The organism is Mycolicibacter nonchromogenicus, assembly GCF_002101775.1.
Classification (GTDB): Bacteria; Actinomycetota; Actinomycetes; order Mycobacteriales; family Mycobacteriaceae; genus Mycobacterium; species Mycobacterium nonchromogenicum.
In genome coordinates this window covers 1-25470 of the sequence record NZ_LQPI01000088.1, presented here as the reverse complement: position 1 = coordinate 25470, position 25470 = coordinate 1, and the positions used below count along the sequence as shown (strand labels likewise).

The window sequence follows — 25470 nt, the reverse complement described above, 5'->3', positions numbered from 1 at the left end:
TCGGGAACATCGTCAGCCCACGATCCCCCACAACGCCCCCACTGGGCCCCACTTTGCCTCCATCGGCCCTGAGCTGGTGATTTGTTGCCCGATCGGGCCTATTTCTGTGGCCCGGGACGGTGCGATTACCCGTAGGGTGGGGCATTGGGGTGGAATCGACCCAAGAAATGGTGCGTAGTGGGGGATTGTGGGGTATCGTGGGCTGACGATGTCGACGTGGCGGGAGGTGGCCGATGTTCCTCGGCACCTATACGCCCAAGCTCGACGACAAGGGGCGGCTGACACTGCCCGCGAAATTTCGCGATGCGCTGGCAGGAGGGCTGATGGTCACCAAGAGCCAGGACCACAGCCTGGCGGTGTATCCCCGTGCGGAGTTCGAGCAGTTGGCCCGCCGGGCGGCCAAGGCTTCGCGCAGCAACCCGGAGGCGCGAGCATTCCTGCGCAACCTGGCCGCAGCCACCGACGAGCAGCACCCCGACGCCCAGGGCCGGATCACCCTGTCTCCCGACCACCGTCGCTACGCCAACCTGTCCAAGGAGTGCGTGGTCATCGGCTCGGTCGACTATCTGGAGATCTGGGATGCGCAGGCCTGGAGCGACTACCAGCAGATGCACGAAGAGAACTTCTCCGCGGCCAGCGATGAAGCACTCAGCGACATCATCTGAGGCGCACGCCCGTGCCTCGTGGCCTCTGTCCGAACCGACCCTGGCGTACTTCCCCAACGTCAGGTTCGTGCCGTCGGGCAGGGACCTCGAGGTAAGGGCCTGCGGGCGATCGCAAGCGCGGCGAAGCCGGGCGCAGCGGGTCGCACGCTTCGGGCCCCGAAGTACCAGCCGTGCAGTGCATTGGCCGCAACAGGGAGGCAGTGCTGTGGCCGAACAGGGCGAATTCGGACATGTGCCGGTCCTGCTGGACCGCTGCGTCGAGCTGCTGGCTCCGGCGCTGACCAGGCAGTCTCCCGACGGCCGCGGCGCGACCCTGGTGGACGCCACCCTCGGCGCCGGCGGCCACACCGAACGGTTCTTGACCCGGTTCCCCGGCCTGCACGTCATCGGGCTGGATCGCGACACCACGGCCCTCGACATCGCCGGGACCCGGCTGGCCGGCTTCGCCGATCGACTCCAGACGGTCCGCACCCGCTACGACGGCATCGCCGCAGCGCTGGCCGAATCGGGGTTGGCCGCAACCGGATCGGTGGACGCGGTGTTGTTCGACCTCGGCGTCTCCTCGATGCAGCTCGATCGAGTCGAGCGGGGATTCTCCTACGCGCAGGACGCGCCGCTGGACATGCGAATGGACCCGCAGGCCGAACTCACCGCCGCGGAAATCGTCAACACCTACGACGCGGCGGCGCTGACCGACATTCTGCGGCGCTTCGGCGAAGAGCGTTTTGCCTCGCGGATCGCCGCCCACATCGTGCGCCGCCGGGCTCAGGCCCCGTTCACCTCGACCGGGGAACTGACGGCGCTGCTCTACGAGGCGATTCCGGCGCCGGCGCGCCGTACCGGCGGACACCCGGCCAAGCGCACGTTCCAGGCGCTGCGCATCGCGGTCAACGGCGAACTCGACTCACTGCGAGAGGCGTTGCCGGCGGCGCTGAATGCACTGGCGGTGGGTGGACGCGTCGCGGTGATGTCCTACCAGTCGCTGGAGGACCGGATCGTCAAACAACAGTTCGCCGCAGCCACCGCGTCGAGCACGCCGGTCGGTCTCCCGGTCGAATTGCCCGGCGACGAACCGAAGTTCACGACGTTGACGCGGGGCGCCGAACGGGCTGAGTCAGATGAGGTCGAGCGCAATCCACGAGCGGGCTCGGTCCGGCTACGTGCAGTCGAGCGGGTCCGGCCCGGAACCATCGTGGCATCGAGGGGGAAGTGATGGCGGCCAAGCGCAAGCCCGCAGCACGGCAGGGCGACCGTCGTCGTACCCCCGAGGGCGCAACCCGCACGGGCCCGCGGCGAGCCACCGAGCAGTCGCAGGGCCGTGGTCCGCGGCGGCAACGCGGCACCACGACCGCAGCCGGTCGCGAGTCGCGGCCGGTCACCGGGCCGCAGAAGGTGGCATCGGTTCGCCCCGACCCCCGGCCGGCGAAGAACACCAAACAGGCCAAGGCGCGGGCAAAGGCGCGGAAGGCCAAGGCGCCCAAGGTTGTGCGGGTCCCGCTGCGCGAGCGGCTGCTGACTCGCCTGGCCTCAATCGATCTGCGCCCGCGGACGCTGGCCGCCAAGATTCCGTTCGTCGTGCTGATCATCGGCGCACTCGGCATCGGGCTGGGAATCACGCTGTGGCTCTCGACCGATGCCGCCGAGCGGTCCTACGAGTTGGGCAAGATGCGGGAACGCAACCGGGTCTTGATGCAGCAGAAGGAAGCGCTCGAGCGTGACGTACTCACGGCCGAGTCCGCCCCGGCGCTTGCCGAGGCGGCCCGCGAACTGGGCATGATCCCCAGCCGCGACACCGCGCACCTGATTCAGGACCCGGTCGGCAACTGGGTGGTCGTCGGGGTCCCGAAGCCCGCCGAGGGAGCGCCGCCGCCACCGCTGAACATCAAGCTGCCCGACGACTCGGCGCCACCGGCAGAGGTGCCGGTCCGGGTGCCCCCGGTCGCCCCGAAGCCCGACAGCCGCCACCTGCCGGCCGCGGTCCGGCCCGCTCCGGAGGTCCCCGGCACCCCGCTGAGAATTCCAGGCCTGCCCGGGGTCCCCGACCTGCCGGTGACCGGACCGCTGCCCGGGCCTGCCGCGCAGGAGATTCCGTCCGTGGCGACACCTCCGGGCATCCCGTCTGACGCCGTGCCGCCCGGCGCCGTGCCGCCTGGGCCGGTGGCGCCGCCCGAGACGGTCGTGCCGCTGGGCGGAACCCTTCCGCCGTCGGCGGTCTTGCCGCCGGCCGCGGTCCCGCCGGCGCAATCACCGCTGCGGCCGGAGATTCTGGAGACACCGGTGTTCGTCCAGGGAGCCGCGCGATGAGACGGAACGCACGAGGAACCGGCCCGGCACGTCGCGCCGACGGCGCGTCCAGCACGCGAAAGACCCGCCGATCCGTCGCCGCGGCGGCTAAATCGGCCAAGCAGGCCAAACCGGCCAAGCCGGCCAAGGCGACCTTGAAAGCGGACCAGGAAGCGGGACATTCAGCCCGTGAACGTCGTACGCGCCAAGCCACCGAGGTGGGCCTGCGCAGCGCGTCGTTCGTCTTCCGGCACCGCACCGGCAACGCGGTCATCTTCCTGGTGTTGGCGTTGTCGGCGGCTCAGCTGTTCTACCTGCAGGTGCCGCGGGCCTCTGGGCTGCGGGCCGAAGCCGCCGGGCAGCTCAAGGTCACCGATGTCCAGCCGGCCATGCGCGGCGACATCATCGACCGCACCGGCGACAAGCTGGCGTTCACCATCGAGGCCCGGGCACTGTCCTTCCAGCCGGCCAAGATCAACAAGCAGCTGGCCGAGGCCAAGGAGAAGGACGCGTCGGCCCCGGATCCACAGCTGCGCCTGCAGGAGATCGCCAAGGAGATCTCCACGCGCCTCGACAACAAGCCGGACTCCGCGACCCTGTTGAAGAAGCTGCGCAGCAAAGAGACCTTCGTCTATCTCGCCCGTGCCGTCGACCCCGCTGTGGCCGAGGCGATCACCCAGAAGTTCCCGGAGGTCGGCAGCGAGCGTCAGGACCTGCGGCAGTATCCGGGCGGGTCGCTGGCGGCCAACATCATCGGCGGCATCGACTGGGACGGCCACGGCCTGTTGGGGCTGGAGGACTCGATGGACGCCGTGCTGGCCGGAACGGACGGCTCGGTCACCTACGACCGCGGCTCGGACGGGGTGGTGATCCCGGGCAGCTACCGCAACCGGCACAAGGCCGTCAACGGGTCGACGATCCAGCTCACCCTCGACGACGACATCCAGTTCTACGTCCAGCAGCAGGTGCAGCAGGCCAAGAACCTCACCGGCGCCCACGATGTCACGGCCGTGGTGCTGGACGCCAAGAACGGTGAGGTGCTGGCGATGGCCGGCGACAACACCTTCGATCCCTCCCAGGACATCGGGCGCCAGGAGGACCGCCAGCTCGGCAACCTGCCGGTGACGTCGCCGTTCGAGCCGGGATCGGTGAACAAGATCATCACCGCCGCCTCGGTCATCGAATACGGCCTGGGCCACCCCGATGAGGTCCTGCAGGTGCCCGGTTCGATCAACATCGCCGACGTCACCGTCGGCGACGCCTGGGAGCACGGCGTGGCGCCCTACACCGTGACCGGAGTCTTCGGTAAGTCCTCCAACGTCGGCACCCTGATGCTGGCGCAGCGCGTGGGCCCGGAGCGCTGGTTCGACATGGCAGAGAAGTTCGGGCTGGGACAGCGCACCGGTGTGGCACTTCCCGGCGAGAGCGCCGGCCTGCTTCCCCCGATGTCCCAATGGTCGGGCAGCACGTTCGCCAACCTGCCCATCGGCCAGGGCCTCTCGATGACGCTGCTGCAGATGGCCGGGATGTATCAGGCCATCGCCAACGACGGTGTGCGGATTCCGCCGCGGATCATCAAGTCGACCATCGCCGCCGACGGCACCCGCACCGAAGAGCCTCGCCCCGAAGGTGTTCGGGTGGTCTCGGAACAGACCGCGGCGACGGTGCGCAACATGCTGCGCTCGGTGGTGCAGCGTGACCCCACCGGCGTTCAGCAGGGCACCGGTTGGCAGGCCGCGGTCGACGGTTACCAGGTCGCCGGGAAGACCGGTACCGCACAGCAGATCAACCCGGCCTGTGGCTGCTACTACAACGACGTCTACTGGATCACCTTTGCCGGGATAGCGCCGGCGGACAACCCGCGCTACGTCATCGGCCTGATGATGAACAACCCGCACCGAGCCGCCGACGGGTCACCGGGCACCTCCGCGGCTCCGCTGTTCCACAACATTGCCGGATGGTTGTTGCAGCGCCACAATGTGCCCTTGTCGCCCGACCCCGGCCCGCCGCTGGTCCTGCAGGCGATGTAGTCGCCGCGCCACCACAGCCGATCCGTCCACCGGGGTCCGCCGAGAAAGACGTGATTCCGCCGTGGAGGCGGCGCCCTGGTGGTTATCGTTCGGACAACGTGGTGACGAAGGGGGTCCCGCGCCGACACGAAGGGGGTCCCTCATGGCCCGAAAAGCCCGTGCGATCAGTTGTGCGATTCCGGGGGTCCTGGCCGCGGCAGCAGGCATCGTCGCGGTGGGGTTGCTCGGCGCACCCATCGCGACTGAACACCACGCCAGCGGCTGTTTCATGACAAAGGACGGATCCCGCTGCGTGGAACTGCCGGACCCGACCGAGGTCGGGTGCCCGGCCGGGGACTTCCAGTGCTACTTCGACAGGAAGTCGCAGGACTCCCCACCGCCGAACACCGAGGGCTGACGCGGCGAAAGCGGGATCGCCTGCGCTGTGGACACGGCCCTCCTAGGTAGTGTCAGGGCCGATCCGGACGACCCGGCCGCAGCGGATGGAGGTGATGTCGGTGCCTGGTGCGCTGCGCCCCGACGTCGGTGCAGGCACGTCGCTGCGGGTGCTCGCCGCCCAGATCGGGGCGGTCGCGGTCACCGGTGAGGTGGTCCCGGAGTTGCCCATCACCGGATTGACCCTGCGCGCCCAGGACGTCCGGCCCGGTGACCTGTTCGCGGCGCTGCCCGGCGCGACCACCCACGGCGCCCGATTCGCCGCCGACGCGGTCGCCCGGGGCGCGGCTGGGGTGCTCTCCGACGGGGCCGGGGTCGCCGAGATCGCTCGCGGCGCAGCGTTGCCCGGCATCCCTGTCCTGGTTCACCCCGAACCCCGCACCGTGCTGGGTGAACTCGCGGCGCAGGTCTACGGCCGTCCCTGCGATCAGCTCACCGTCATCGGCATCACCGGGACCTCGGGCAAGACCACCACCACCTATCTGGTCGAAGCCGGGCTGCGCGCCGCCGGTCGCACCGCCGGGCTGATCGGCACGGTCGGCGTGCGCATCGACGGCGCCGATCTGCCCAGCGCCCTGACCACCCCCGAGGCGCCCGCCCTGCAGGCGCTGCTGGCCGCCATGGCCCAGCGCGGGGTGGACACCGCGGTCATGGAGGTGTCCAGTCACGCTTTGACATTGGGCCGGGTCGACGGCACCCGGTTCGCGGTGGGCGCGTTCACCAACCTGTCTCGCGATCACCTCGACTTCCACCCGACCATGGCCGACTACTTCGAGGCCAAGGCCCGGTTGCTCGATCCCGCATCGCCGCTGCACGCCGCGCGCTCGGTGATCTGTGTCGACGACGACGCCGGCGCGGCAATGGCGGCGCGGGCGAGCGCGCCGGTCACCGTCAGTGCCACGGGCCGCTCCGCGGACTGGACTGTGGAACAGGTGAGCTCCGCGGCTTCCGGTGGCCGAGAATTCATCGCCGTCGACCCCGCCGGTGTGCACCACCGGATCGGCATCGCGCTGCCCGGGGACTACAACGTGGCCAATTGCCTTGTGGCGCTGGCTGTTCTCGATGCCGTCGGGGTGTCGCCGGAGCAGGCCGCGCCCGGGCTGCGGCAGGCACGGGTGCCCGGACGGATGGAGTCGATCGACCGTGGCCAGGGCTTCCTCGCTCTGGTCGACTACGCGCACAAGCCCGGGGCCCTGGCGGCAGTGCTGGAGACCCTGCGCCATGAGCTGGGCGAATCCTCCGGGCGCCTGGCCGTGGTGTTCGGCGCCGGCGGCGACCGCGACCCCGGCAAGCGCGAGCCCATGGGGCGCATCGCCGCGCAGACCGCCGATCTGGTGGTGGTCACCGACGACAACCCGCGGGGGGAAGACCCCGCCGAAATCCGGCGCGCGGTGCTGGCCGGTGCCGCCGCGGGCAGTGCCACGGTGGTCGAGATCGGTGACCGGCGCGCCGCGATCGAGCACGCGGTGGCGTGGGCCCAGCCCGGCGATGTGGTGCTGATCGCGGGAAAGGGACACGAGACCGGGCAGACCGCCGCCGGGCACACCCAGCCCTTCGATGACCGGGTCGAGCTGGCGGCAGCCCTGGAGCGGCGCGCATGATCGCCCTGACCGTCGCGCAGATCGCCGAGATCGTCGGCGGCCGGCTGGCCGACATCACCCCCGAACAGGCGCAGTGCACCGTCGTCACCGGCACCGTGGAGTTCGACTCCCGGCGGATCACCCCTGGCGGGCTGTTCTTGGCCCTGCCCGGCGCGCGGGCCGACGGCCACGACCACGCGGTCTCGGCGGTCAACTCCGGCGCGGTCGCGGTGCTGGCAGCCCGTCCGGTCGGCGTCCCGGCCGTTGTGGTGGAGCCGGTCGCCTCCGACAGTCGATCCGGTGCGCTCGAGCATGACGATGCGGCCGGGTCCGGCGCCGCGGTGCTGGCCGCGCTGGCCAAGCTGGCCGGCGCGGTGGCCGCGGACCTGGTGGCCAAGGGGCTGACGATCGTCGGCGTGACCGGGTCGTCGGGCAAGACCTCCACCAAGGACCTGATCGCCGCGGTGCTGGCGCCGCTGGGGGAGGTGATCGCCCCGCCCGGGTCGTTCAACAACGAGCTGGGCCACCCGTGGACGGTGCTGCGTGCCGACGAGAGCACCGACTTTCTGGTTCTCGAACTGTCCGCGCGGCATCGGGGCAACATCGCCGCACTGGCCGCGATCGCCCCGCCGCAGATCGCCGTGGTTCTCAACGTCGGGACCGCGCACCTGGGTGAGTTCGGTTCCCGCGAAGCGATCGCCGAGACCAAAGCCGAGCTGGCAGAAGCTGTTCCGGAATCCGGCGTGGTGATCCTCAACGTCGACGACGCGGCGGTGGCCGCGATGGCGGACAAGACCGCCGCCCGGGTGGTGCGGGTCAGCCGCTCCGCTTCCGCCGACGTGTGGGCCGGGCCGGTGGTGCTCGACGAACTGGCCCGCCCGCGGTTCGCCCTGCACTCCGCGGCCGGCGAAGTGCCGGTGTCGCTCGGGGTGTCCGGCGATCACCAGGTCGGCAATGCGCTGTGCGCGGCCGCGGTGGCCCTGGAATGCGGCGCCACGCCGCAGCAGGTGGCCGACGCCCTGGCCGGCGCCGAACCCGCCTCAGGGCACCGGATGCAGGTCAGCACCCGCGCCGACGGCGTGACCGTGATCGATGACTCCTACAACGCCAACCCGGACTCCATGCGAGCCGCGCTGCAGGCGCTGGCCTGGATCGCCCGCGGTGAGAATCCGGGGTCCAAGCGCCGCAGCTGGGCAGTTCTGGGGGAGATGGCCGAGCTCGGCGAGGACGCGATATCCGAACATGACCGCATCGGGCGGCTCGCGGTGCGCTTAGATGTGTCTCGTCTCATTGTCGTCGGAGTAGGGAGATCGATGGGCGCGATGCTGCACGGCGCAGTCATGGAGGGATCCTGGGGCGCCGAAGCCACCGCAGTGCCCGACGTCGATGCCGCCCTGGACCTGTTGCGCTCCGAACTGCAGGCCGGAGACGTGGTATTGGTCAAGGCGTCGAACTCCGCGGGCCTGACCGCGCTGGCACAGTCGCTGACCAGCGAAGACTCGGGAGGTCGCCGATGATAATGATCCTCATCGCGGCCGGAGTCGCGCTGCTGGTCGCGATCCTGCTGACCCCCGTGCTGATCCAGGTGTTCACCAAGCAGGGCTTCGGGCAGGAGATCCGCGAGGACGGGCCCGCCAGCCACCAGCGCAAACGCGGCACACCGTCGATGGGCGGGGTGGCCATCGTCACCGGGATCTGGGCCGGGTACCTGGCCGCTGAACTGGCCGGCCTGGTGTTCTACGGCGCCGGGCCCTCGGCGTCGGGCCTGCTGGTGCTGGGGCTGGCCACCGCGCTGGCCGGCGTCGGGTTCATCGACGATCTGATCAAGATCCGCCGCTCGCGCAACCTCGGCCTGAACAAGACCGCCAAGACCGTCGGCCAGGTCACCGCGGCGACCCTGTTCGGTCTGCTGGTGCTGTGCTTCCGCAACAATGCTGGACTCACCCCGGGCAGCCTGCAACTGTCCTACGTGCGCGACATCGCCACCGTCACGCTGCCGGCGGCGGCGTTCGTGCTGTTCGTCATCCTGATCGTCAGCGCCTGGTCGAACGCGGTCAACTTCACCGACGGCCTGGACGGCCTGGCAGCCGGGTCCATGGCCATGGTCAGCGCCGCCTACGTGCTGATCACCGTCATGCAGCACCACAACGCCTGCGCGACCGCACCCGGTCTGGGGTGCTACAACGTACGCGACCCGCTGGACTTGGCGCTGATCGCCGCCGCGACCGCGGGCGCGTGCGTCGGATTCCTGTGGTGGAACGCCGCACCGGCGAAGATCTTCATGGGCGACACCGGCTCGCTGGCGCTGGGCGGCGTGATCGCCGGGATGTCGATCACCACCCGCACCGAGATCCTCGCGGTGGTGCTCGGCGGGCTCTTCGTCGCCGAGATCACATCGGTGGTCGTTCAGATCCTGGCGTTTCGCACCACCGGTCGCCGGGTGTTCCGGATGGCCCCGTTCCACCATCACTTCGAGTTGGCCGGCTGGGCCGAGACCACCGTGATCATCAGGTTCTGGCTGCTCACCGCCATCGCCTGCGGGTTGGGCGTCTCCATGTTCTACGGCGAGTGGTTCACCGCCGTAGGAGGCTGAGATGACGCCCGAACCGGGGCGCGGCGTGCTGTCCGCCGGCACCCGGGTGCTCGTCGCCGGGGCCGGCATCACCGGCCGGGCCATCCTCACCGCGTTGGAGCCGTTCGGGCTGGACCTGACGCTGTGCGACGACAACGCCGCCGCGCTGCGCGCCCACCCCGAGGTCACGACCTGCACCCCGGCCGAGGCCGCCGCGCAGATCGGCGGGTACGCGCTGGTGGTCACCAGCCCCGGATTCGGCCCGGACACACCGGTATTGGCCGCGGCTGCCGCGGCCGGGGTGCCGATCTGGGGTGACGTGGAGCTGGCCTGGCGCCTGGATGCCGCCGGCCACTACGGGCCGCCCCGGCGCTGGCTGGTGGTGACCGGCACCAACGGCAAGACCACCACCACCTCGATGCTGCACGCGATGCTCGTGGCAGCGGGCCGCAGTGCGCAGTTGTGCGGCAACATCGGCAGCCCCGTGCTGGACGTCCTGGGGGAGCCGGCCGGCGGTTCAGCGAGGCTCGACGGAGGAGAGCGGAAGCTGGGACCGCCGCATGAATCCGAGCTGTTGGCCGTCGAGCTGTCCAGCTTTCAGCTGCACTGGGCGCCATCGCTGCGCCCCGAGGCCGGCGCGGTGCTCAACATCGCCGAGGACCACCTGGACTGGCACGGCTCCATGGCCGCCTACACCGCCGACAAGGCCCGCGCACTGGCCGGCCGGGTGGCGGTGGTCGGGATGGACGACGCCCACGCCGCGGCGCTGCGCGACACCGCGCCCGCCCCGGTCACGGTGGGTTTCCGGCTCGGTGAGCCGGGCGCCGGTGAGCTCGGCGTGATCGACGGCATGTTGGTGGACCGGGCCTTCGGCGACAGCGTGGCGCTGGCCCCGGTGGCGTCGATACCGGTGCCCGGCCCGGTGGGGATCCTGGACGCGCTGGCGGCGGCCGCGCTGGCCCGCAGCGTCGACGTGCCCCCGGAGGCGATCGCCGAGGCGCTGGAGTCGTTCCAGGTCGGGCGGCATCGCGCCGAACTGATCGTCGTCGACGGCGGGATCAGCTACATCGACGACTCCAAGGCCACCAACCCGCACGCCGCCGAGGCGTCGGTGCTGGCCCACCCGCGGGTGATCTGGGTGGCCGGCGGACTGCTCAAGGGCGCATCGATCGATCCGACCGTCGCCAGAATCGCCGATCGCCTGGCCGGAGCCGTGCTGATCGGCCGAGATCGCGGCGAGGTTGCCAAGGCGTTATCACGACACGCACCGGATGTCCCCGTCGTCCACGTTGTGACGGGCGAGGATATTGATATGGGTGATACTGCTGTGTCTCCAGTTACTCATGTGAAGCGAGTGGCTGATGGATCCGAGGAGACTCTGGGCTCACGGGTGATGACAGCGGTGGTGGCCGCCGCCCGCAGCCTGGCCCGGCCCGGCGACACGGTGCTGCTGGCTCCGGCGGGCGCATCCTTCGACCAGTTCGCCGGCTACGGCGCCCGCGGCGATGCGTTCGCCGCCGCGGCACGCTCCGCGGCGGGAGCGGTGTGATCGGCATCCTGGCGCGGCTGCGGCGAGGTGCCGGGGCCGCAGAAGCCTCCGACGAGACGCCCGGCGACACGGCCGTCAAGGCCGAGCCGCGGACCCGGTTCGGTGCCTGGCTGGGCCGGCCGATGACCTCGTTCCATCTGATCGTGGCCGTGGCCGCCCTGCTGACCACGCTCGGCCTCATCATGGTGCTGTCCGCCTCCGGGGTGGAGTCCTACGGCGTCGACGGGTCCGCGTGGCGGATCTTCGCCAAGCAGGTGCTCTGGACGGTGATCGGGCTGATCGGCTGCTACGTGGCGCTGCGGATGCCGGTCCGGTTCATGCGCCGGATGGCTTTTCCCGGTTTCGCCTTCACCATCCTGCTGCTGGTGCTGGTGCTGATCCCGGGTATCGGCACCCTGTCCAACGGCTCCCGCGGCTGGTTCGTCATCGCCGGCTTCTCCATGCAGCCCTCCGAACTGGCCAAGATCGCCTTCGCCATCTGGGGTGCGCACCTGCTGGCGAGCCGTCGCATGGAGCGGGCGACCCTGCGCGAGATGCTGGTCCCGCTGGTGCCCGCGGCGGTGGTGGCGCTGGCGCTGATCGTCGCCCAGCCCGACCTGGGGCAGACGGTCTCGCTGGGCATCATCCTGCTGGCGTTGCTCTGGTATGCCGGCCTGCCCCTGAAGGTCTTCACCAGCTCGCTGCTCGCGGTGGTGTCGGCCGCGGCCATCCTCGCCATCTCCGAGGGCTACCGCTCCGACCGGGTGCGGTCCTGGCTCGACCCCGACGCCGACCCGATGAACGCCGGCTATCAGGCGCGCCAGGCGAAATTCGCGCTGGCCAACGGCGGAATCTTCGGCGACGGGCTGGGTCAGGGCACCGCGAAGTGGAACTACCTGCCCAACGCGCACAACGACTTCATCTTCGCGATCATCGGCGAGGAACTCGGCTTCATCGGCGGCTTCGGACTGCTGGCGCTGTTCGGGCTGTTCGCCTACACCGGCATGCGGATCGCGAAGCGCTCCGCGGACCCGTTCCTGCGCCTGCTGACCGCGGCCACCACGATGTGGGTGATCGGGCAGTCGTTCATCAACGTCGGCTATGTGATCGGGTTGCTGCCGGTCACCGGGATTCAGCTGCCGCTGATATCGGCGGGCGGAACGTCGACGGCCACAACGCTGTTCATGATCGGCATCATGGCCAACGCGGCCCGGCACGAACCCGAGGCGGTGGCGGCGCTGCGGGCCGGCCAGGACGACCGGATGAACCGGATCCTGCGGCTGCCGTTGCCCGAGCCCTACTCGCCGACTCGGCTCGAGGCGCTGCGCGACCGACTGCGGTCGCGTTCGCAGCCATCCGCTCGGTCGCGCAATACCGGACCGGCTTCGGCTCGCTCAGGCCGCCCGCGCGCCGCCGCGCAGACCCCGCCCCGGGCCACCGCGCAGACCCCGCCCCGGGCAGCCAGTCGAGGCGCCGGGCGCGCAGGGCAAAATGGACACGGCCGGCGTCACGCCGGGGCGCGTCCGACTGGCGGGCGTGTACGCGCGTTGGAAGGTCAGCGATAGGCGGTGAACGACACGGTCAGCTCCTCGGACCGCGGCGCTTCGCTATCGGTAGTCCTCGCCGGTGGGGGCACTGCCGGTCACGTCGAGCCTGCGATGGCGGTCGCCGACGCGCTCCGTGCCCTAAACCCCGACGTCCGGATCACCGCATTGGGGACCGCCCGCGGCCTGGAGACCCGGCTGGTGCCCGGCCGCGGCTATGACCTGGAGTTGATCACCCCGGTGCCGTTGCCCCGCAAGATCAACGCCGATCTCTTCCGGCTGCCGCTGCGGGTGCTGCGTGCCGTGCGGGAGACCCGGGCGGTGCTGCGCGACGTGCAGGCCGACGTGGTGATCGGCTTCGGCGGCTACGTGGCGCTGCCGGCGTATCTGGCCGCGCGCGGTCTCGGCGCCAAGCGGGTGCCGGTGGTGATCCACGAGGCCAACGCCCGCGCCGGGCTGGCCAACCGGGTCGGTGCCCGGGGCGCGCATCGGGTGCTCTCGGCAGTTCCCGACTGCGGTCTGGCCGATCCCGAAGTGGTCGGGGTGCCGGTCCGCGCAGCGATCACCACCCTGGATCGGGCCGCGCTGCGTGCGGCGGCCCGCGCCGAGTTCGGCTTCGCCGACGACGCCCGGGTACTGCTGGTCTTTGGCGGATCGCAGGGCGCCCGCTCGATCAACCAGGCGGTGGCCGGTGCGGCCAAACAGCTTGCCGCCGCAGGCGTTTCGGTGTTGCACGCGCACGGGCCGAAGAACACCCTGGAGCTGCCGGAGCCCGGCCCGGGCGATCCGCCCTATGTCGCGGTGCCCTACCTGGACCGGATGGACCTGGCGTACGCGGCCGCGGACCTGGCGATCTGCCGGTCCGGGGCCATGACGGTCGCCGAGGTGTCGGCGGTCGGACTGCCCGCGGTGTATGTGCCGCTGCCGATCGGCAACGGCGAACAGCGCCTCAACGCACGTCCGGTGGTCGACGCGGGGGGCGGAATCCTGGTCGACGATGCGTCGCTGACTCCCGATTTCGTGGCCGAGACCGTCGCCGGGTTGCTCACCGACACCGAGCGACTGGCCGCGATGACCAGCGCTGCGGTGCTGGCGGGGCACCCCGAGGCGGCCAGCCGGGTGGCTTCCGTCGCACTGGACGTCGCGAGCGCAGCGAGGGGCGGCCAGTGAGCGGCATGAGCACCGTCGCACTGGACGTCGCGAGCGCAGCGAGGGGCGGCCAGTGAGCGGCATGAGCACGGTCGCACTGGACGTCGCGAGCGCTCGGCGTTCGGGGAGCCCGGCATGAGCGCCGGCCAACTCCCGCCGGAGCTGAGCCGGGTACACATGGTCGGCATCGGGGGAGCCGGCATGTCCGGGATCGCCCGCATCCTGCTGGACCGCGGCGGCCTGGTCTCGGGTTCGGACGCAAAGGAGTCCCGGGGGCTTCACGCGCTGCGGGCCCGGGGTGCGCAGGTGCGCATCGGTCACGACGCGTCAGCCCTGGATCTGCTGCCCGGCGGCGTCACCACGGTGGTCACCACCCACGCGGCGATTCCCAAGACCAACCCCGAACTCGTCGAGGCCCGTCGCCGCGGGATACCGGTGGTGTTGCGGCCGGCGGTGCTGGCCAAGCTCATGGCCGGGCGCACCACGCTGATGGTCACCGGCACCCACGGCAAAACGACCACGACATCGATGCTGGTGGTCGCGTTGCAGCACTGCGGGCTGGATCCCTCGTTCGCGGTCGGCGGCGAATTGGGTTCTGCCGGTTCAGAGGCCGGCACCAACGCCCATCACGGCAGCGGACCGCTGTTCGTCGCCGAGGCCGACGAGAGCGACGGCTCGCTGCTGGAATACACCCCCAATGTCGCGGTGGTGACCAACATCGAGGCGGATCACCTCGACTTCTTCGGCAGCGCCGAGGCCTATACGCAGGTGTTCGACGCGTTCGTCGAGCGCATCGCCCCGGGCGGGGCAGTGGTGGTGTGCGTCGACGACCCGGGCGGCGCGGCGCTGGCCGATCGCACTGCGGCACAGGGCATCCGGGTGCTGCGCTACGGCACCGAAGGCCCCGGGAAGCCCGCGCTCGACGCCGAACTGGTCGCCTGGGAGCAGCAGGGCACCGGAGCGGTCGCCGAGATCAGACTGGCTGGAACGGGCGAGCGCCGCGCGATGCGGTTGGCGGTGCCCGGGCGGCACATGGCGCTCAACGCCCTCGGCGCGCTGCTGGCCGCGGTCGAGGTCGGCGCGTCGCTGGATGCGGTGCTCGACGGCCTGGCCGGGTTCGACGGGGTGCGGCGCCGATTCGAACTGGTCGGGTCGGCGGGCATCACGGGATCGGTGCGGGTCTTCGACGACTACGCGCACCATCCCACTGAGATCGCCGCGACGTTGACCGCGGTCCGCGCCCTGCTGGACGAGCGTGGAAGCGGCCGCAGTCTGGTGGTGTTCCAGCCGCACCTGTATTCGCGGACAAAGGAATTCGCAGGGGAGTTCGGCCGGGCATTGGACAGCGCCGACGAGGTCTTCGTGCTGGATGTCTACGGTGCGCGCGAGCAGCCGCTGCCCGGGGTGAGTGGCGCCAGCGTCGCCGAACATGTCAGCGTGCCGGTGCACTACCTGCCGGACTTTTCGGCGGTGCCCGAGGCGGTGGCGGCGGCCGCCGGCCCCGGCGATGTGATCATCACCATGGGCGCCGGCGATGTCACCATGCTGGGTCCGGAGATCGTCACCGCCCTGCGGGCGCGCAGCGATCGGACCCCTCCCGGCAGGCCGGGCGCGCTGTGACCGAGCAGCCCGAGACCCCGGCCGTGCCCCCGGAAGACCCGGAGAACGGCGCGGAAACCCCCGAAACTGAAGTGGCGCAGCCATCTGAGGCCACCGAAGCCGCCGAGCCCGACTCCGATGCCCCCGCCGACGACGCCGAGGACAAACCGGAGCAGGAAGCGCAGGAAGCCCCCGCTGACCCCGCCGAGGTGGAGGGGCCGCGCCGTCGGGCCCGTCGCGAACGTGCGGAGCGGCGCGCCGCGCAGGCGCGCGCCGAGGCGATCGAACAGGCCCGCCGCGAAGCCAAGCGGCGACTGCGCGCCGGTTCGGCCGACACGTCCAAAGGTGTTCCCCGCGGCACCATTCGGGGTCTGAAGATGGCGCTGGCCGTCTTCCTGACCGCGGTGCTCACCGTCGGGCTCGGGCTCATCCTGTACTTCACACCGTTGATGTCGGTGCGCGAGATCGAGATCAGCGGGATCACGACGGTGACCCGTGAGGAAGTGCTGGACGTGGCGCGGGTGAAACCGGGGACACCGTTGCTGCAGATCGACACCGGCAGCGTGGCCGACCGGGTGGCGACCATCCGGCGGGTGGCCAGCACCCGGGTGCAGCGCCAATACCCTTCGGTGCTGGGTATCTCGGTGATCGAGCGGGAGCCGGTGGTCTACAAGGACTATCCGGACGGCCCGCACCTGTTCGACCGGGACGGTGTCGACTTCGCCACTGGGGCGCCGCCGCGGATGTTGCCGTTCTTCGACGTGGAGAACCCGGGCCCGGCGGACCCGCCCAGCATGGCCGCCCTGCAGGTGATGACCTCGCTGGCCCCCGAGGTGGCCGGCCAGATCAGTCGGGTGGCCGCCCCGTCGGTGGCGTCGATCACCCTGACGCTGGCCGACGGCCGGGTGGTGGTCTGGGGCAACACCGACCGCACCGCGGAGAAGGCCCAGAAGCTGGCGGCGTTGCTGACCCAGCCCGGCCACACCTATGACGTGTCGAGCCCGGACCTGCCCACCGTCCGTTAGGCCCACCCGGCCCGGCCCGCCCCTTCCGCCACCCGCCGAGCCGGAATTGTGCGACACGACACGCCCTGACGGCGTCGTGAGATTCCGGCTCGGCACAACAGGCGTCGAAATTCACGCGGCGTGTCTCGGCGCGTCTGCGCCGATGACGGCCGGGGCGGCCCTACTGTGGCGGTTGCGCGGAACAACTTGACATAACTCTAAGCCTTTGGTTGAGGTTGAGGGTTTGTCGAAAGACAGGAGCGGGGAGTTCCGCGCCAAGCTCGGCCCCAGAGAGGACTCCAATCCCACCAGGGAGGAAGACGAACGATGACCCCACCGCACAACTATCTGGCCGTCATCAAAGTCGTGGGTATCGGTGGTGGCGGCGTCAATGCCGTCAACCGGATGATCGAGCAGGGCCTCAAGGGCGTTGAGTTCATCGCGATAAACACCGACGCGCAGGCATTGCTGATGAGCGACGCCGACGTCAAGCTCGACGTCGGCCGTGATTCCACGCGCGGCCTCGGCGCCGGCGCCGACCCCGAAGTGGGTCGTCGCGCCGCCGAAGACGCCAAGGACGAGATCGAGGAGCTGCTGCGCGGCGCCGACATGGTGTTCGTCACCGCCGGGGAGGGCGGCGGCACCGGCACCGGCGGCGCCCCGGTGGTCGCGACCATCGCACGCAAGCTCGGTGCGCTGACCGTCGGCGTGGTCACCCGGCCGTTCTCCTTCGAGGGCAAGCGGCGCAGCAACCAGGCCGAGAACGGCATCACCGCGCTGCGGGAGAGCTGCGACACCCTGATCGTCATCCCCAACGACCGCCTGCTGCAGATGGGCGACGCCCAGGTCTCGCTGATGGACGCGTTCCGCAGCGCCGACGAGGTGCTGCTCAACGGCGTCCAGGGCATCACGGACCTGATCACCACCCCCGGCCTGATCAACGTCGACTTCGCCGACGTCAAGGGCATCATGAGCGGGGCCGGTACCGCGCTGATGGGCATCGGTTCGGCCCGCGGCGACGGCCGTGCGCTCAAGGCCGCCGAGATCGCGATCAACTCGCCGCTGTTGGAAGCCTCGATGGAGGGCGCCCAGGGCGTGCTGATGTCGGTCGCCGGCGGCAGCGACTTGGGGTTGTTCGAGATCAACGAAGCGGCATCGCTGGTTCAGGACGCCGCCCACCCCGAAGCCAACATCATCTTCGGCACCGTGATCGACGACTCCCTCGGCGACGAGGTGCGCGTGACGGTGATCGCGGCCGGCTTCGACTCGGCGGGTTCCGGCCGCAAGCCGGTGACCGGCACGGCTGGTCAGGCCCGCCACGCGGTGGCGCCCGGACAGGCCGGCAAGGTCACCTCGTCGCTGTTCGACCCGGTGGACGCCGTCAGTGTGCCGGCACCCACCAACGGGGCGACGGTCAGCGTCGGCGGGCGCAACGGCGACGACGGCGTCGATGACGACGACGTCGACGTCCCGCCGTTCATGCGGCACTGAATCTGATGGCATGACCTTTCGCGTCCGGCGGGTGACGACCACCCGCTCCGGCGGCGTGTCGGTGGCCCCCTTCGACAGCTTCAACCTCGGCGACCACGTCGGCGACGACCCGGCCGCGGTGGCGGCCAACCGCGCACGGCTGGCCAAGGCCACCGGCCTGGGCGCCGACCGGCTGGTGTGGATGAACCAGGTCCACGGTGATCACGTGGTGATCGTCGACGGGCCGCGCGACACGCCGATCGACGCCACCGATGCGCTGGTCACCACCGTGCCCCGGTTGGCGATGGTGGTGGTGACCGCCGACTGCGTTCCGGTGCTGATGGCCGACGCCCGGGCGGGGGTGGTTGCCGCAGTCCATGCCGGCCGGGTCGGCGCGCAGCGCGGCGTGGTCGCACGCGCGCTGGAGACGATGCTGTCGGCAGGGGCGCGCGCCGAGGACGTGTCGGTGTTGCTGGGTCCGGCGGTCAGTGGGTTGCACTACGAGGTGCCCGCCGAGATGGCCGACGAGGTCGAGGCGGCGCTGCCGGGAAGTCGCACCGTCACGTCGGCGGGCACCGTCGGGCTGGATTTGCGCGCCGGAATCGCGCGCCAACTAAGGGGATTGGGCGTGCAGGCCATCGACGCCGACCCACGTTGCACCGCAGCGGACCCGAAACTGTTCAGTCACCGGCGCGACGGACTCACCGGCCGGCTGGCGTCGCTGGTGTGGCTGGAATGAGTCCGCGGTAGAGGTCGCTGGAGGGGGCGTGTGAAAACGGTGGGAACTGTCCGCGTGTCGGTGCCGCGTCATCGCGCTCGCTGCCGTTACCGTCACCGTTATTAGTCACTTCAGTCACACCTTCATCACAGTCATCAGCCTAGAAGGGTCTAAAGGATGAGCACACTCCACAAGGTCAAGGCCTACTTCGGGATGGCTCCGATGGAGGACTACGACGACGACTACTACGACGACGGTGACGACCGCGCCGGGTCGCGCGACTACGCCCCGCGGGGAGAGCGCTTCGGCGAGGACGTTTTCGATCGCGTCGGCGGCCGCGCAGAGGGCCGTTACGACGAGCGCTTCGAAGATGGCTATGACGGCGCGCCCGGCGGTTACCGGGGTGGCTACGACGACGACCCCCGTTACCGCGGGCGGGAATTCGACCGTCCCCGTGACTTCGAGCGCCGCTTCGCCTCGCTGCGCGGATCGACCCGCGGCGCCCTGGCGATGGAGCCGCGCCGGATGGCGCAGATGTTCGACGAGAGCAGCCCGCTGTCGAAGATCACCACGCTGCGGCCCAAGGACTACAGCGAGGCCCGCACCATCGGCGAGCGGTTCCGCGACGGCACCCCGGTGATCATGGACCTGGTGTCGATGGACAACGCCGACGCCAAGCGGCTGGTCGACTTCGCGGCAGGTCTTGCCTTCGCCCTGCGCGGCTCCTTCGACAAGGTCGCGACCAAGGTCTTCCTGCTGTCGCCGGCTGATGTCGACGTGACTCCGGAGGAGCGGCGGCGTATCGCCGAAACCGGCTTCTACGCCTATCGGTAGGCTGGAACGGCAGTCGAGCCGGTCAGCACTGCTGACGCGGGCCCACCCTCGTTCAGTAAGGTCGCATTCCGTTGGCGCTGTTCTTCACGATTCTCGGTATCGCGCTATTTGTCTTCTGGCTGTTGTTGATCGCTCGGATCGTCATCGAGTTCATCCGCTCGTTCAGCCGTGATTGGCACCCGACGGGTGTCACGGTGGTGATCCTGGAGCTGATCATGAGCATCACCGATCCACCGGTGAAGTTGCTGCGGCGCCTCATCCCGCAGTTGACCATCGGGGCGGTGCGTATCGATCTGTCGATCATGGTGCTGCTGCTGATCGCCTTCATCGGGATGGAACTGGCACTGCAGCACGCCGCTTAGTGGCCCGAGCGGGGGATCAGACCCGGGTCAGTCGCAACCGCCACGCCTCGGGGCCGCGCTCCTCGTAACCCACCGCCAGCCGGCCGCCGCTGCGCTCGGCGAGCTGGCGCAGCAGCGGAATCGGGTCGTGCGGGGCCACCAGCAGCATCGATCCGCCCACCGCAACCGCGTCGAACGCACCGAAGACCGTCGCATGCCTGATCGCATGCGGGATGTCGCGCACGTCGAGTTCGGGCAGCTCGTCGTCCTCTTCACCGCAATCGCATCCGCTGTGGCCGGGGTGTTCGGGGATCGCGACGTCGCGCAGATCGGGAAGTTGGCCGGTCAAAGCCGCCAGCGAGACGCCGCTGGCCTGGGCGAGCGCGGGCAGCAGCAGGTCGGCGACCTTGCCCAGCAGCGCCTCGACGAGCACCCGCAGCGCCTCCACATGCGCCACCACCTGAACCCGGTCGGTGCCGTGAGCGATTCGCGTCGCCACCTGCTCGATCAATTGGGTCTCGCCGAGCAGGCCTTCGATCAGCAGTCGCGAGCGCTCGACCCCGGCCAGGGCGGGAAAGAACAACCCCGCCGTGGCCTGCAGCTCAGGGCGCACGGCCTGATCGATGAACGTCCGCACCGCACGGTGCGCCTCGTCGAAAGCCGGTCCGGCCGCGCCGACCGCGGCGAACAGGGCCGCGGTCAGGGCGGACTGGCGGCCGAGGAGTTCGGCGTAGCGTGATCGGATTTCATCGACGGCGGCGCCGTCCGCTGCGCTGGTGGCCATGACCACGTCATTGGTCGTCATTCGATAGTGCCCCTCCGGTCGGTGCCGCACGGTGTGACCTCGGCACAAATAAATACAGCCCGTGATTGTGAATAATACGGTGCGGGCGCCCGGCGCGGTACCCCCGGCGACCCGGGCGGGGACACGTGGGGCCGACCGGCGACACGTCGGAGCGCGCAGCGAAATAGATCACATTTCGCTGGCAGAACGTCTAAGCACTTTGCTGAACGCCGTCGTAACGGTGGCGCCGCGCTGCGTTCGCGACGGCCGCCCGAAGCCCAGTTCTCGGGGGTTTTGGCGTGCCCCCGGCGGTTTGCCCGCGCCGCTCGGCGGCTGGGCCGGCCAATCGCCTGCTGAGCTTCTGTTTGCCAAAGCGTGATTTTTGTGGCAGCAATTTGAAATTCGCTCTTAATATCATTCACATTGCCGAGCGCAGCGGCGGATGTGACAGGATGGACGGCAGTTACACACGGCGAGCGTTTCCGGTCGACCGATCCGTGCCCGATCAGCGCTACCTACTACTTGACTCGAGGGGGCAGACGATGCCACTAACACCGGCCGACGTACATAACGTCGCGTTCAGCAAACCGCCGATTGGTAAGCGCGGCTACAACGAGGACGAGGTCGACGCGTTCCTGGACTTGGTGGAGACCGAGTTGACGCGTCTCATCGAGGAGAACGCCGACCTGCGTCAGCGGGTGAGCGAGCTCGACCAGGACCTGGCCGCGGCGCGCGCTGGTGGTGGCGGGCAAGCTGTTCCCTCGGCCCCGGTTTACGAGCCCACCCCGGAACCGGCGGCGCAGCCCGCGGCCGCAGCAGCCGAAGTGACCCCCGAGGAGCAGCACCTCAAGGCGGCGCGCGTGCTGAGCCTGGCCCAGGACACCGCCGACCGGCTGACCGGCACGGCCCGGGCCGAGTCGGAGAAGCTGCTGGCCGACGCTCGCGCCAACGCCGACCAGATCCTCACCGAGGCACGCCAGACCGCAGAGACGACGGTCACCGAGGCCCGCCAGCGGGCCGACGCCATGCTGGCCGACGCTCAGACCCGTTCGGAGACCCAGCTGCGCCAGGCCCAGGAGAAGGCCGACGCGTTGCAGGCCGATGCCGAGCGCAAGCACTCCGAGATCATGGGCACCATCAACCAGCAGCGCACCGTGCTGGAAGGACGCCTCGAACAGCTGCGCACCTTCGAGCGCGAGTACCGCACCCGGCTCAAGACCTATCTGGAATCTCAGCTCGAGGAGTTGGGCCAGCGCGGATCGGCGGCACCGGTCGACAGCAGCGCCACCGGCGACGGCGGCGGGTTCAGCCATTTCAACCGCGGCACCAACTGATCGTCGGAGTCCAGTAGTTCGCCCGTCGGACGGGAGGTGAGTCCATGCTGGTCATCGCATTGGTACTGGCGGTAATCGGCCTCGCCGCATTGGTGTTCGCCGTCGTCACCAGCAATGCGCTGGTGGCGTGGGTCTGCATCGGTGCGAGCGTGCTGGGTGTGCTGCTGCTGATCGTGGACGCGTTGCGGGAGCGGCGCGCCAACGCCCCGGTGGTCGAGGCCCCCGTCGACGACGAAGCCCCCGCTGATGTCCCCGGTGAGGACCCCGCCGACGAGGAGTCCGAGGTCCCCGCCGACATCAACGAGATCGACATCGCTGATATCGATGAGGCCGAGGCTGCCGACGTCGCCGCTGCCGACGAGGCGCAGGCTGCTGACGTCGCCGAAGCCGCCGAAGCCGCCGAAGCCGACGCTGCTGTCATCGAGAGCCTGGACGCCCCCGAGCCGGTTGGCTTCGACGCTGGGGCCACCGAGGCGACCGGCGAGAGTGCCGACGAGCCTGCCGCACGCCCCGCCGATTAGCCCGCTGCTCACCCCGTAGTGGGCGCGGCCAGCAGGTCGCAGACTTCGTCGTCGTCGGTCTGGTGAAAGTCTCGATAAACCTGTCCCACGGCATCGAATGCGTCGGGAGTCATGACGCAGACGACGTCGTCGGCTTCCTGGGCGACCTTGCGGCGCGCCGAATGTGGCGCCACCGGCACGGCGACGATGATCGACGCCGGTTCGGCCGCCTGAACCGCCCGCACCGCCGCCAGCACGCTGGCTCCGGTAGCGATGCCGTCATCGACCAAGATCACCGCCTTGCCGCGCAGGTCGGCCGCCGGCCGGTCGCCACGGTAGGTGCGCTCGCGGCGGCGCAGTTCGGTTCGTTCACGCTCGATCACCGACTGCACCGTGTCGTCGCTGATACCCAGGCTGCGAACCACCTCGTCGTTCATCACAACCTGGTCGCCGGCCAGCGCGCCCATCGCCAGCTCGGGCTGCTGCGGCACACCGAGCTTGCGGACCAGAAACACATCCACCGGCGTCCGCAGGGCGGCAGCGACTTCCCAGGCGACCGGCACCCCGCCGCGGGCCATCCCCAGCACCACCACGCCCTGGGCGCCCGCAACGCCGGGCAGATAGTCGGCCAGATAGACCTTCACAAGCTCGGCCAAGGCCCGGCCGGCGTCACGGCGGTCGTGGAAGGTGCGTGGCGCCGGCTGGCGAAGGTACGCGCCCGGACGAGTCATCTCCCCATCGAGCCTACGACTGTTTGGGTTTTCAGCCAGCCGAAAGCGGAGCCCGATCCTGCCGGCGGGGGATCCCCTGCGCGGCAGGACCTCAGTGATTGTTGCCCGCCTTTGAGCGACATTTCCGGTCAATCCCGGCTCGCCGCAGCAATTGTCGCTCAAAGCCGGGCGCAAGCCCACATGGTCGGCGCGGGCCATAAACCATGACCCGGCGAATCTCTACTGTGTCCGAGGGGGGACTTGAACCCCCACGCCCGTTAATAGGGCACTAGCACCTCAAGCTAGCGCGTCTGCCATTCCGCCACTCGGACCAACCCGGCGCGGCCGGGCAGCTAAGGCTAACGGATGCCGATCGCTGGACCCAAACCCAGCCCTCGCAACGCGATCCGAAGTGCGCGAAGTGGTAGTAAAGGTAACTGTGACCGATTTCCCCGATCCTGCCGCCGGCGCAGTGGACGAGGTGGTCGAACTCGTCAGCGCTCTCATCCGCTTCGACACCTCCAACACCGGTGAGCCGGCCACCACCAAAGGTGAAGCCGACTGCGCACGCTGGGTGGCCGCCCAGCTCGAGGAAGTGGGCTATGAGACCGAATACGTCGAATCCGGTGCGCCCGGGCGAGGGAACGTGTTCGCGCGCCTGCCGGGCAGTGATCCGTCACGCGGGGCGCTGCTGATCCACGGACACCTCGATGTGGTGCCGGCCGAGGCCGCCGACTGGAGTGTGCACCCGTTCTCCGGAGCCGTTGCGGACGGGTATGTCTGGGGCCGCGGCGCGGTCGACATGAAGGACATGGTCGGGATGACGATCGCCGAGGCCAGGCACCTGGCCCGGGCCGGCATCACCCCGCCCCGCGACCTGGTGTTCGCGTTCGTCGCCGACGAGGAGGCCGGCGGCACGTACGGCGCGCAGTGGCTGGTCAAGCACCGCCCGGACTTGTTCGCCGGGGTCACCGAGGCGATCGGGGAGGTCGGTGGTTTCTCGCTGACCGTGCCGCGACGCGACGGCGGGGAGCGCCGGCTGTACCTGATCGAGACCGCGGAGAAGGGCTTGTCCTGGATGCGGCTGCGGGCCCACGGCCGGGCCGGGCACGGGTCGATGATCAGCGACGACAACGCCGTCACCGCCGTGGCCGAGGCGGTGGCGCGACTCGGCCGACACCGATTCCCGCTGGTGCTCACCGATGCGGTGGTGGAGTTTCTCACCGCCATCAGCGAGGAGACCGGGCTCACCATCGACGTCGACTCCCCGGACCTGGAGGGGATGATCGAGAAGCTCGGACCGTTCGCCCGCATCGTCAACGCCACCCTGCGCGACACCGCGACCCCGACCATGCTGCAGGCCGGCTACAAGGCCAACGTCATTCCGGCGACGGCCGAGGCGGTGGTGGACTGCCGGGTGCTGCCGGGGCGGCAGGCGGCGTTCGAGGCCGAGGTCGACGCACTGATAGGTCCAGACGTGACCCGCGAATGGGTCGCCCACCAGCCGCCGGTGGAGACGACGTTCGACGGCGACCTGGTCGATGCGATGAATGCGGCGCTGCTGGCCTGCGACCCCGACGCCCGCACGGTGCCTTACATGCTGTCCGGTGGAACGGACGCAAAGGCGTTCGCCAAGTTGGGTATTCGCTGTTTCGGGTTCGCGCCGCTGCGGCTGCCGCCTGACCTCGACTTCTCCGCACTGTTCCACGGCGTCGACGAACGCGTTCCCGTTGACGCGCTGAAGTTTGGTACCCGCGTACTGCACCACTTCCTGACACACTGCTGACCAAACGACGAAGTTGATCCACTACGAGAGGACCGGTAATGACCCAAGCACCTGACCCGTACGCCGCACTGCCCAAGCTGCCGACGTTCACGCTCACCTCCACCTCGCTGACCGACGGCCAGGCGCTGGGCAAGGCCCAGGTCAGCGGAATCATGGGTGCCGGCGGCGAAGACGCCAGCCCGCAGCTGAGCTGGTCGGGCTTCCCCGAGGAGACCCGCAGCTTCGCGGTCACCTGCTACGACCCGGATGCGCCCACCGCGTCGGGCTTCTGGCACTGGGCGGTGGCCAACCTGCCGGCCACCTGCACTGAGCTGCCCGAGGGCGCCGGGGACGGCAGCCTGCTGCCCGGGGATGCGCTGACCCTGGCCAACGACGCCGGGTCGCGGCGCTACGTAGGCGCCGCGCCGCCGGCCGGCCACGGGGTGCACCGGTACTACTTCGCGGTCCACGCCCTCGACGTGGAGAAGCTCGAGCTGGCAGAGGACGCCAGCCCGGCCTACCTGGGCTTCAACCTGTTCATGCACGCGATCGCGCGCGCCGTGATCGTCGGCACCTACGAACAGAAGTAGCACCACCCCCCGCTGTTCCCCCCCGCGAGACACCC

Annotated in this window: 23 protein-coding genes and 1 tRNA gene; 21 read left to right on the top strand and 3 right to left on the bottom strand. The window is 70.0% G+C overall.

What is annotated here, in order from left to right; translation table 11 throughout:
- Positions 1–233 precede the first annotated feature (233 nt).
- From mraZ to AWC18_RS20110, 17 genes are all read left to right on the top strand, one after another.
- Entirely contained in the window at positions 234–665 is a 432-nt protein-coding gene (gene mraZ / locus AWC18_RS20190) for a division/cell wall cluster transcriptional repressor MraZ (protein WP_064997336.1), read from the top strand.
- The gene (gene rsmH / locus AWC18_RS20185; RefSeq protein WP_085139903.1) at positions 640–1878 is read left to right on the top strand and encodes a 16S rRNA (cytosine(1402)-N(4))-methyltransferase RsmH; all 1239 of its coding nucleotides are present in this window, start codon (positions 640–642) and stop codon (positions 1876–1878) included. The genes mraZ and rsmH overlap by 26 nt, the downstream gene beginning before the upstream one ends.
- A complete protein-coding gene (gene ftsL, locus AWC18_RS20180) occupies positions 1878–2969 on the top strand; it encodes a cell division protein FtsL (protein WP_085139902.1) in 1092 nt (363 codons plus the stop codon). Before rsmH ends, ftsL begins: the two co-directional genes overlap by 1 nt.
- Positions 2966–4978, top strand: coding sequence for a peptidoglycan D,D-transpeptidase FtsI family protein (locus tag AWC18_RS20175; protein WP_085139901.1), 2013 nt, complete (start codon positions 2966–2968; stop codon positions 4976–4978). Before ftsL ends, AWC18_RS20175 begins: the two co-directional genes overlap by 4 nt.
- A 142-nt stretch (positions 4979–5120) precedes the next feature.
- Entirely contained in the window at positions 5121–5375 is a 255-nt protein-coding gene (locus AWC18_RS20170; RefSeq protein ID WP_064997338.1) for a hypothetical protein, read from the top strand.
- 94 nt (positions 5376–5469) lie between these two features.
- Positions 5470–7014 (top strand): UDP-N-acetylmuramoyl-L-alanyl-D-glutamate--2,6-diaminopimelate ligase, encoded by a 1545-nt coding sequence (locus tag AWC18_RS20165; RefSeq protein WP_085139905.1) that lies wholly within the window; start codon positions 5470–5472, stop codon positions 7012–7014.
- Positions 7011–8510 (top strand): UDP-N-acetylmuramoyl-tripeptide--D-alanyl-D-alanine ligase, encoded by a 1500-nt coding sequence (locus AWC18_RS20160; RefSeq protein WP_085139900.1) that lies wholly within the window; start codon positions 7011–7013, stop codon positions 8508–8510. Before AWC18_RS20165 ends, AWC18_RS20160 begins: the two co-directional genes overlap by 4 nt.
- Entirely contained in the window at positions 8507–9586 is a 1080-nt protein-coding gene (gene mraY / locus AWC18_RS20155; protein WP_064997340.1) for a phospho-N-acetylmuramoyl-pentapeptide-transferase, read from the top strand. Before AWC18_RS20160 ends, mraY begins: the two co-directional genes overlap by 4 nt.
- A gap of 1 nt (position 9587) precedes the next feature.
- On the top strand, positions 9588–11114 hold the full coding sequence (gene murD, locus AWC18_RS20150) for a UDP-N-acetylmuramoyl-L-alanine--D-glutamate ligase (protein ID WP_085139899.1): 1527 nt from the start codon (positions 9588–9590) through the stop codon (positions 11112–11114).
- Positions 11033–12658 (top strand): putative lipid II flippase FtsW, encoded by a 1626-nt coding sequence (gene ftsW, locus AWC18_RS20145; protein ID WP_420093374.1) that lies wholly within the window; start codon positions 11033–11035, stop codon positions 12656–12658. Before murD ends, ftsW begins: the two co-directional genes overlap by 82 nt.
- Before the next feature lie 3 nt (positions 12659–12661).
- Positions 12662–13807 (top strand): undecaprenyldiphospho-muramoylpentapeptide beta-N-acetylglucosaminyltransferase, encoded by a 1146-nt coding sequence (gene murG / locus AWC18_RS20140; RefSeq protein ID WP_085139897.1) that lies wholly within the window; start codon positions 12662–12664, stop codon positions 13805–13807.
- A 114-nt stretch (positions 13808–13921) separates the two neighbouring features.
- A complete protein-coding gene (murC, locus tag AWC18_RS20135) occupies positions 13922–15406 on the top strand; it encodes a UDP-N-acetylmuramate--L-alanine ligase (RefSeq protein ID WP_085139896.1) in 1485 nt (494 codons plus the stop codon).
- 23 nt (positions 15407–15429) lie between these two features.
- Positions 15430–16410: a cell division protein FtsQ/DivIB gene (locus AWC18_RS20130; protein WP_420093373.1), complete on the top strand. Its 981-nt coding sequence runs from the start codon at positions 15430–15432 to the stop codon at positions 16408–16410.
- A gap of 306 nt (positions 16411–16716) precedes the next feature.
- Entirely contained in the window at positions 16717–17880 is a 1164-nt protein-coding gene (ftsZ, locus tag AWC18_RS20125) for a cell division protein FtsZ (protein WP_085139895.1), read from the top strand.
- Between the two features lie 10 nt (positions 17881–17890).
- On the top strand, positions 17891–18598 hold the full coding sequence (gene pgeF, locus AWC18_RS20120) for a peptidoglycan editing factor PgeF (RefSeq protein ID WP_085139894.1): 708 nt from the start codon (positions 17891–17893) through the stop codon (positions 18596–18598).
- A gap of 156 nt (positions 18599–18754) precedes the next feature.
- Entirely contained in the window at positions 18755–19411 is a 657-nt protein-coding gene (locus AWC18_RS20115) for a cell division protein SepF (RefSeq protein WP_085139893.1), read from the top strand.
- Positions 19412–19482: 71 nt separating this feature from the next.
- The gene (locus AWC18_RS20110) at positions 19483–19773 is read left to right on the top strand and encodes a YggT family protein (protein ID WP_076048531.1); all 291 of its coding nucleotides are present in this window, start codon (positions 19483–19485) and stop codon (positions 19771–19773) included.
- Between the two features lie 16 nt (positions 19774–19789).
- Here the strand turns inward: AWC18_RS20110 and AWC18_RS20105 are convergent, their stop codons facing one another.
- A complete protein-coding gene (locus AWC18_RS20105; RefSeq protein WP_085139892.1) occupies positions 19790–20557 on the bottom strand; it encodes a DUF2249 domain-containing protein in 768 nt (255 codons plus the stop codon).
- A gap of 521 nt (positions 20558–21078) precedes the next feature.
- Here AWC18_RS20105 and wag31 point away from each other — a divergent pair.
- The gene (wag31, locus tag AWC18_RS20100) at positions 21079–21870 is read left to right on the top strand and encodes a DivIVA-like cell division protein Wag31 (protein ID WP_064996081.1); all 792 of its coding nucleotides are present in this window, start codon (positions 21079–21081) and stop codon (positions 21868–21870) included.
- A gap of 44 nt (positions 21871–21914) precedes the next feature.
- A complete protein-coding gene (locus AWC18_RS20095) occupies positions 21915–22391 on the top strand; it encodes a hypothetical protein (protein ID WP_085139891.1) in 477 nt (158 codons plus the stop codon).
- An 8-nt stretch (positions 22392–22399) separates the two neighbouring features.
- Here the strand turns inward: AWC18_RS20095 and AWC18_RS20090 are convergent, their stop codons facing one another.
- Positions 22400–23101, bottom strand: a complete 702-nt coding sequence (locus AWC18_RS20090) for a phosphoribosyltransferase (protein WP_085139890.1) — start codon at positions 23099–23101, stop codon at positions 22400–22402.
- A gap of 225 nt (positions 23102–23326) precedes the next feature.
- Positions 23327–23412: transfer RNA gene (locus AWC18_RS20085), tRNA-Leu, on the bottom strand.
- 107 nt (positions 23413–23519) lie between these two features.
- Here AWC18_RS20085 and AWC18_RS20080 point away from each other — a divergent pair.
- Both AWC18_RS20080 and AWC18_RS20075 read left to right on the top strand, forming a co-directional pair.
- Positions 23520–24866, top strand: coding sequence for a M20/M25/M40 family metallo-hydrolase (locus tag AWC18_RS20080; protein WP_085139889.1), 1347 nt, complete (start codon positions 23520–23522; stop codon positions 24864–24866).
- A 38-nt stretch (positions 24867–24904) separates the two neighbouring features.
- Positions 24905–25435: a YbhB/YbcL family Raf kinase inhibitor-like protein gene (locus AWC18_RS20075; RefSeq protein ID WP_085139888.1), complete on the top strand. Its 531-nt coding sequence runs from the start codon at positions 24905–24907 to the stop codon at positions 25433–25435.
- The last annotated feature ends 35 nt before the right edge of the window (positions 25436–25470 follow it).

Bases quoted from the DNA above. Each gene is read 5' to 3' on its own strand.
- AWC18_RS20115 (WP_085139893.1), top strand. From the start codon at position 18,755: ATGAGCACACTCCACAAGGTCAAGGCCTACTTCGGGATGGCTCCGATG.
- AWC18_RS20165 (WP_085139905.1), top strand. From the start codon at position 5,470: ATGTCGGTGCCTGGTGCGCTGCGCCCCGACGTCGGTGCAGGCACGTCG.
- AWC18_RS20160 (WP_085139900.1), top strand. From the start codon at position 7,011: ATGATCGCCCTGACCGTCGCGCAGATCGCCGAGATCGTCGGCGGCCGG.
- AWC18_RS20175 (WP_085139901.1), top strand. From the start codon at position 2,966: ATGAGACGGAACGCACGAGGAACCGGCCCGGCACGTCGCGCCGACGGC.
- ftsL (WP_085139902.1), top strand. From the start codon at position 1,878: ATGGCGGCCAAGCGCAAGCCCGCAGCACGGCAGGGCGACCGTCGTCGT.
- AWC18_RS20075 (WP_085139888.1), top strand. From the start codon at position 24,905: ATGACCCAAGCACCTGACCCGTACGCCGCACTGCCCAAGCTGCCGACG.
- wag31 (WP_064996081.1), top strand. From the start codon at position 21,079: ATGCCACTAACACCGGCCGACGTACATAACGTCGCGTTCAGCAAACCG.
- mraZ (WP_064997336.1), top strand. From the start codon at position 234: ATGTTCCTCGGCACCTATACGCCCAAGCTCGACGACAAGGGGCGGCTG.
- murC (WP_085139896.1), top strand. From the start codon at position 13,922: ATGAGCGCCGGCCAACTCCCGCCGGAGCTGAGCCGGGTACACATGGTC.
- ftsZ (WP_085139895.1), top strand. From the start codon at position 16,717: ATGACCCCACCGCACAACTATCTGGCCGTCATCAAAGTCGTGGGTATC.
- AWC18_RS20105 (WP_085139892.1), bottom strand. From the start codon at position 20,557: ATGACGACCAATGACGTGGTCATGGCCACCAGCGCAGCGGACGGCGCC.
- rsmH (WP_085139903.1), top strand. From the start codon at position 640: ATGAAGCACTCAGCGACATCATCTGAGGCGCACGCCCGTGCCTCGTGG.
- murD (WP_085139899.1), top strand. From the start codon at position 9,588: ATGACGCCCGAACCGGGGCGCGGCGTGCTGTCCGCCGGCACCCGGGTG.
- AWC18_RS20095 (WP_085139891.1), top strand. From the start codon at position 21,915: ATGCTGGTCATCGCATTGGTACTGGCGGTAATCGGCCTCGCCGCATTG.
- pgeF (WP_085139894.1), top strand. From the start codon at position 17,891: ATGACCTTTCGCGTCCGGCGGGTGACGACCACCCGCTCCGGCGGCGTG.
- mraY (WP_064997340.1), top strand. From the start codon at position 8,507: ATGATAATGATCCTCATCGCGGCCGGAGTCGCGCTGCTGGTCGCGATC.
- AWC18_RS20170 (WP_064997338.1), top strand. From the start codon at position 5,121: ATGGCCCGAAAAGCCCGTGCGATCAGTTGTGCGATTCCGGGGGTCCTG.
- AWC18_RS20090 (WP_085139890.1), bottom strand. From the start codon at position 23,101: ATGACTCGTCCGGGCGCGTACCTTCGCCAGCCGGCGCCACGCACCTTC.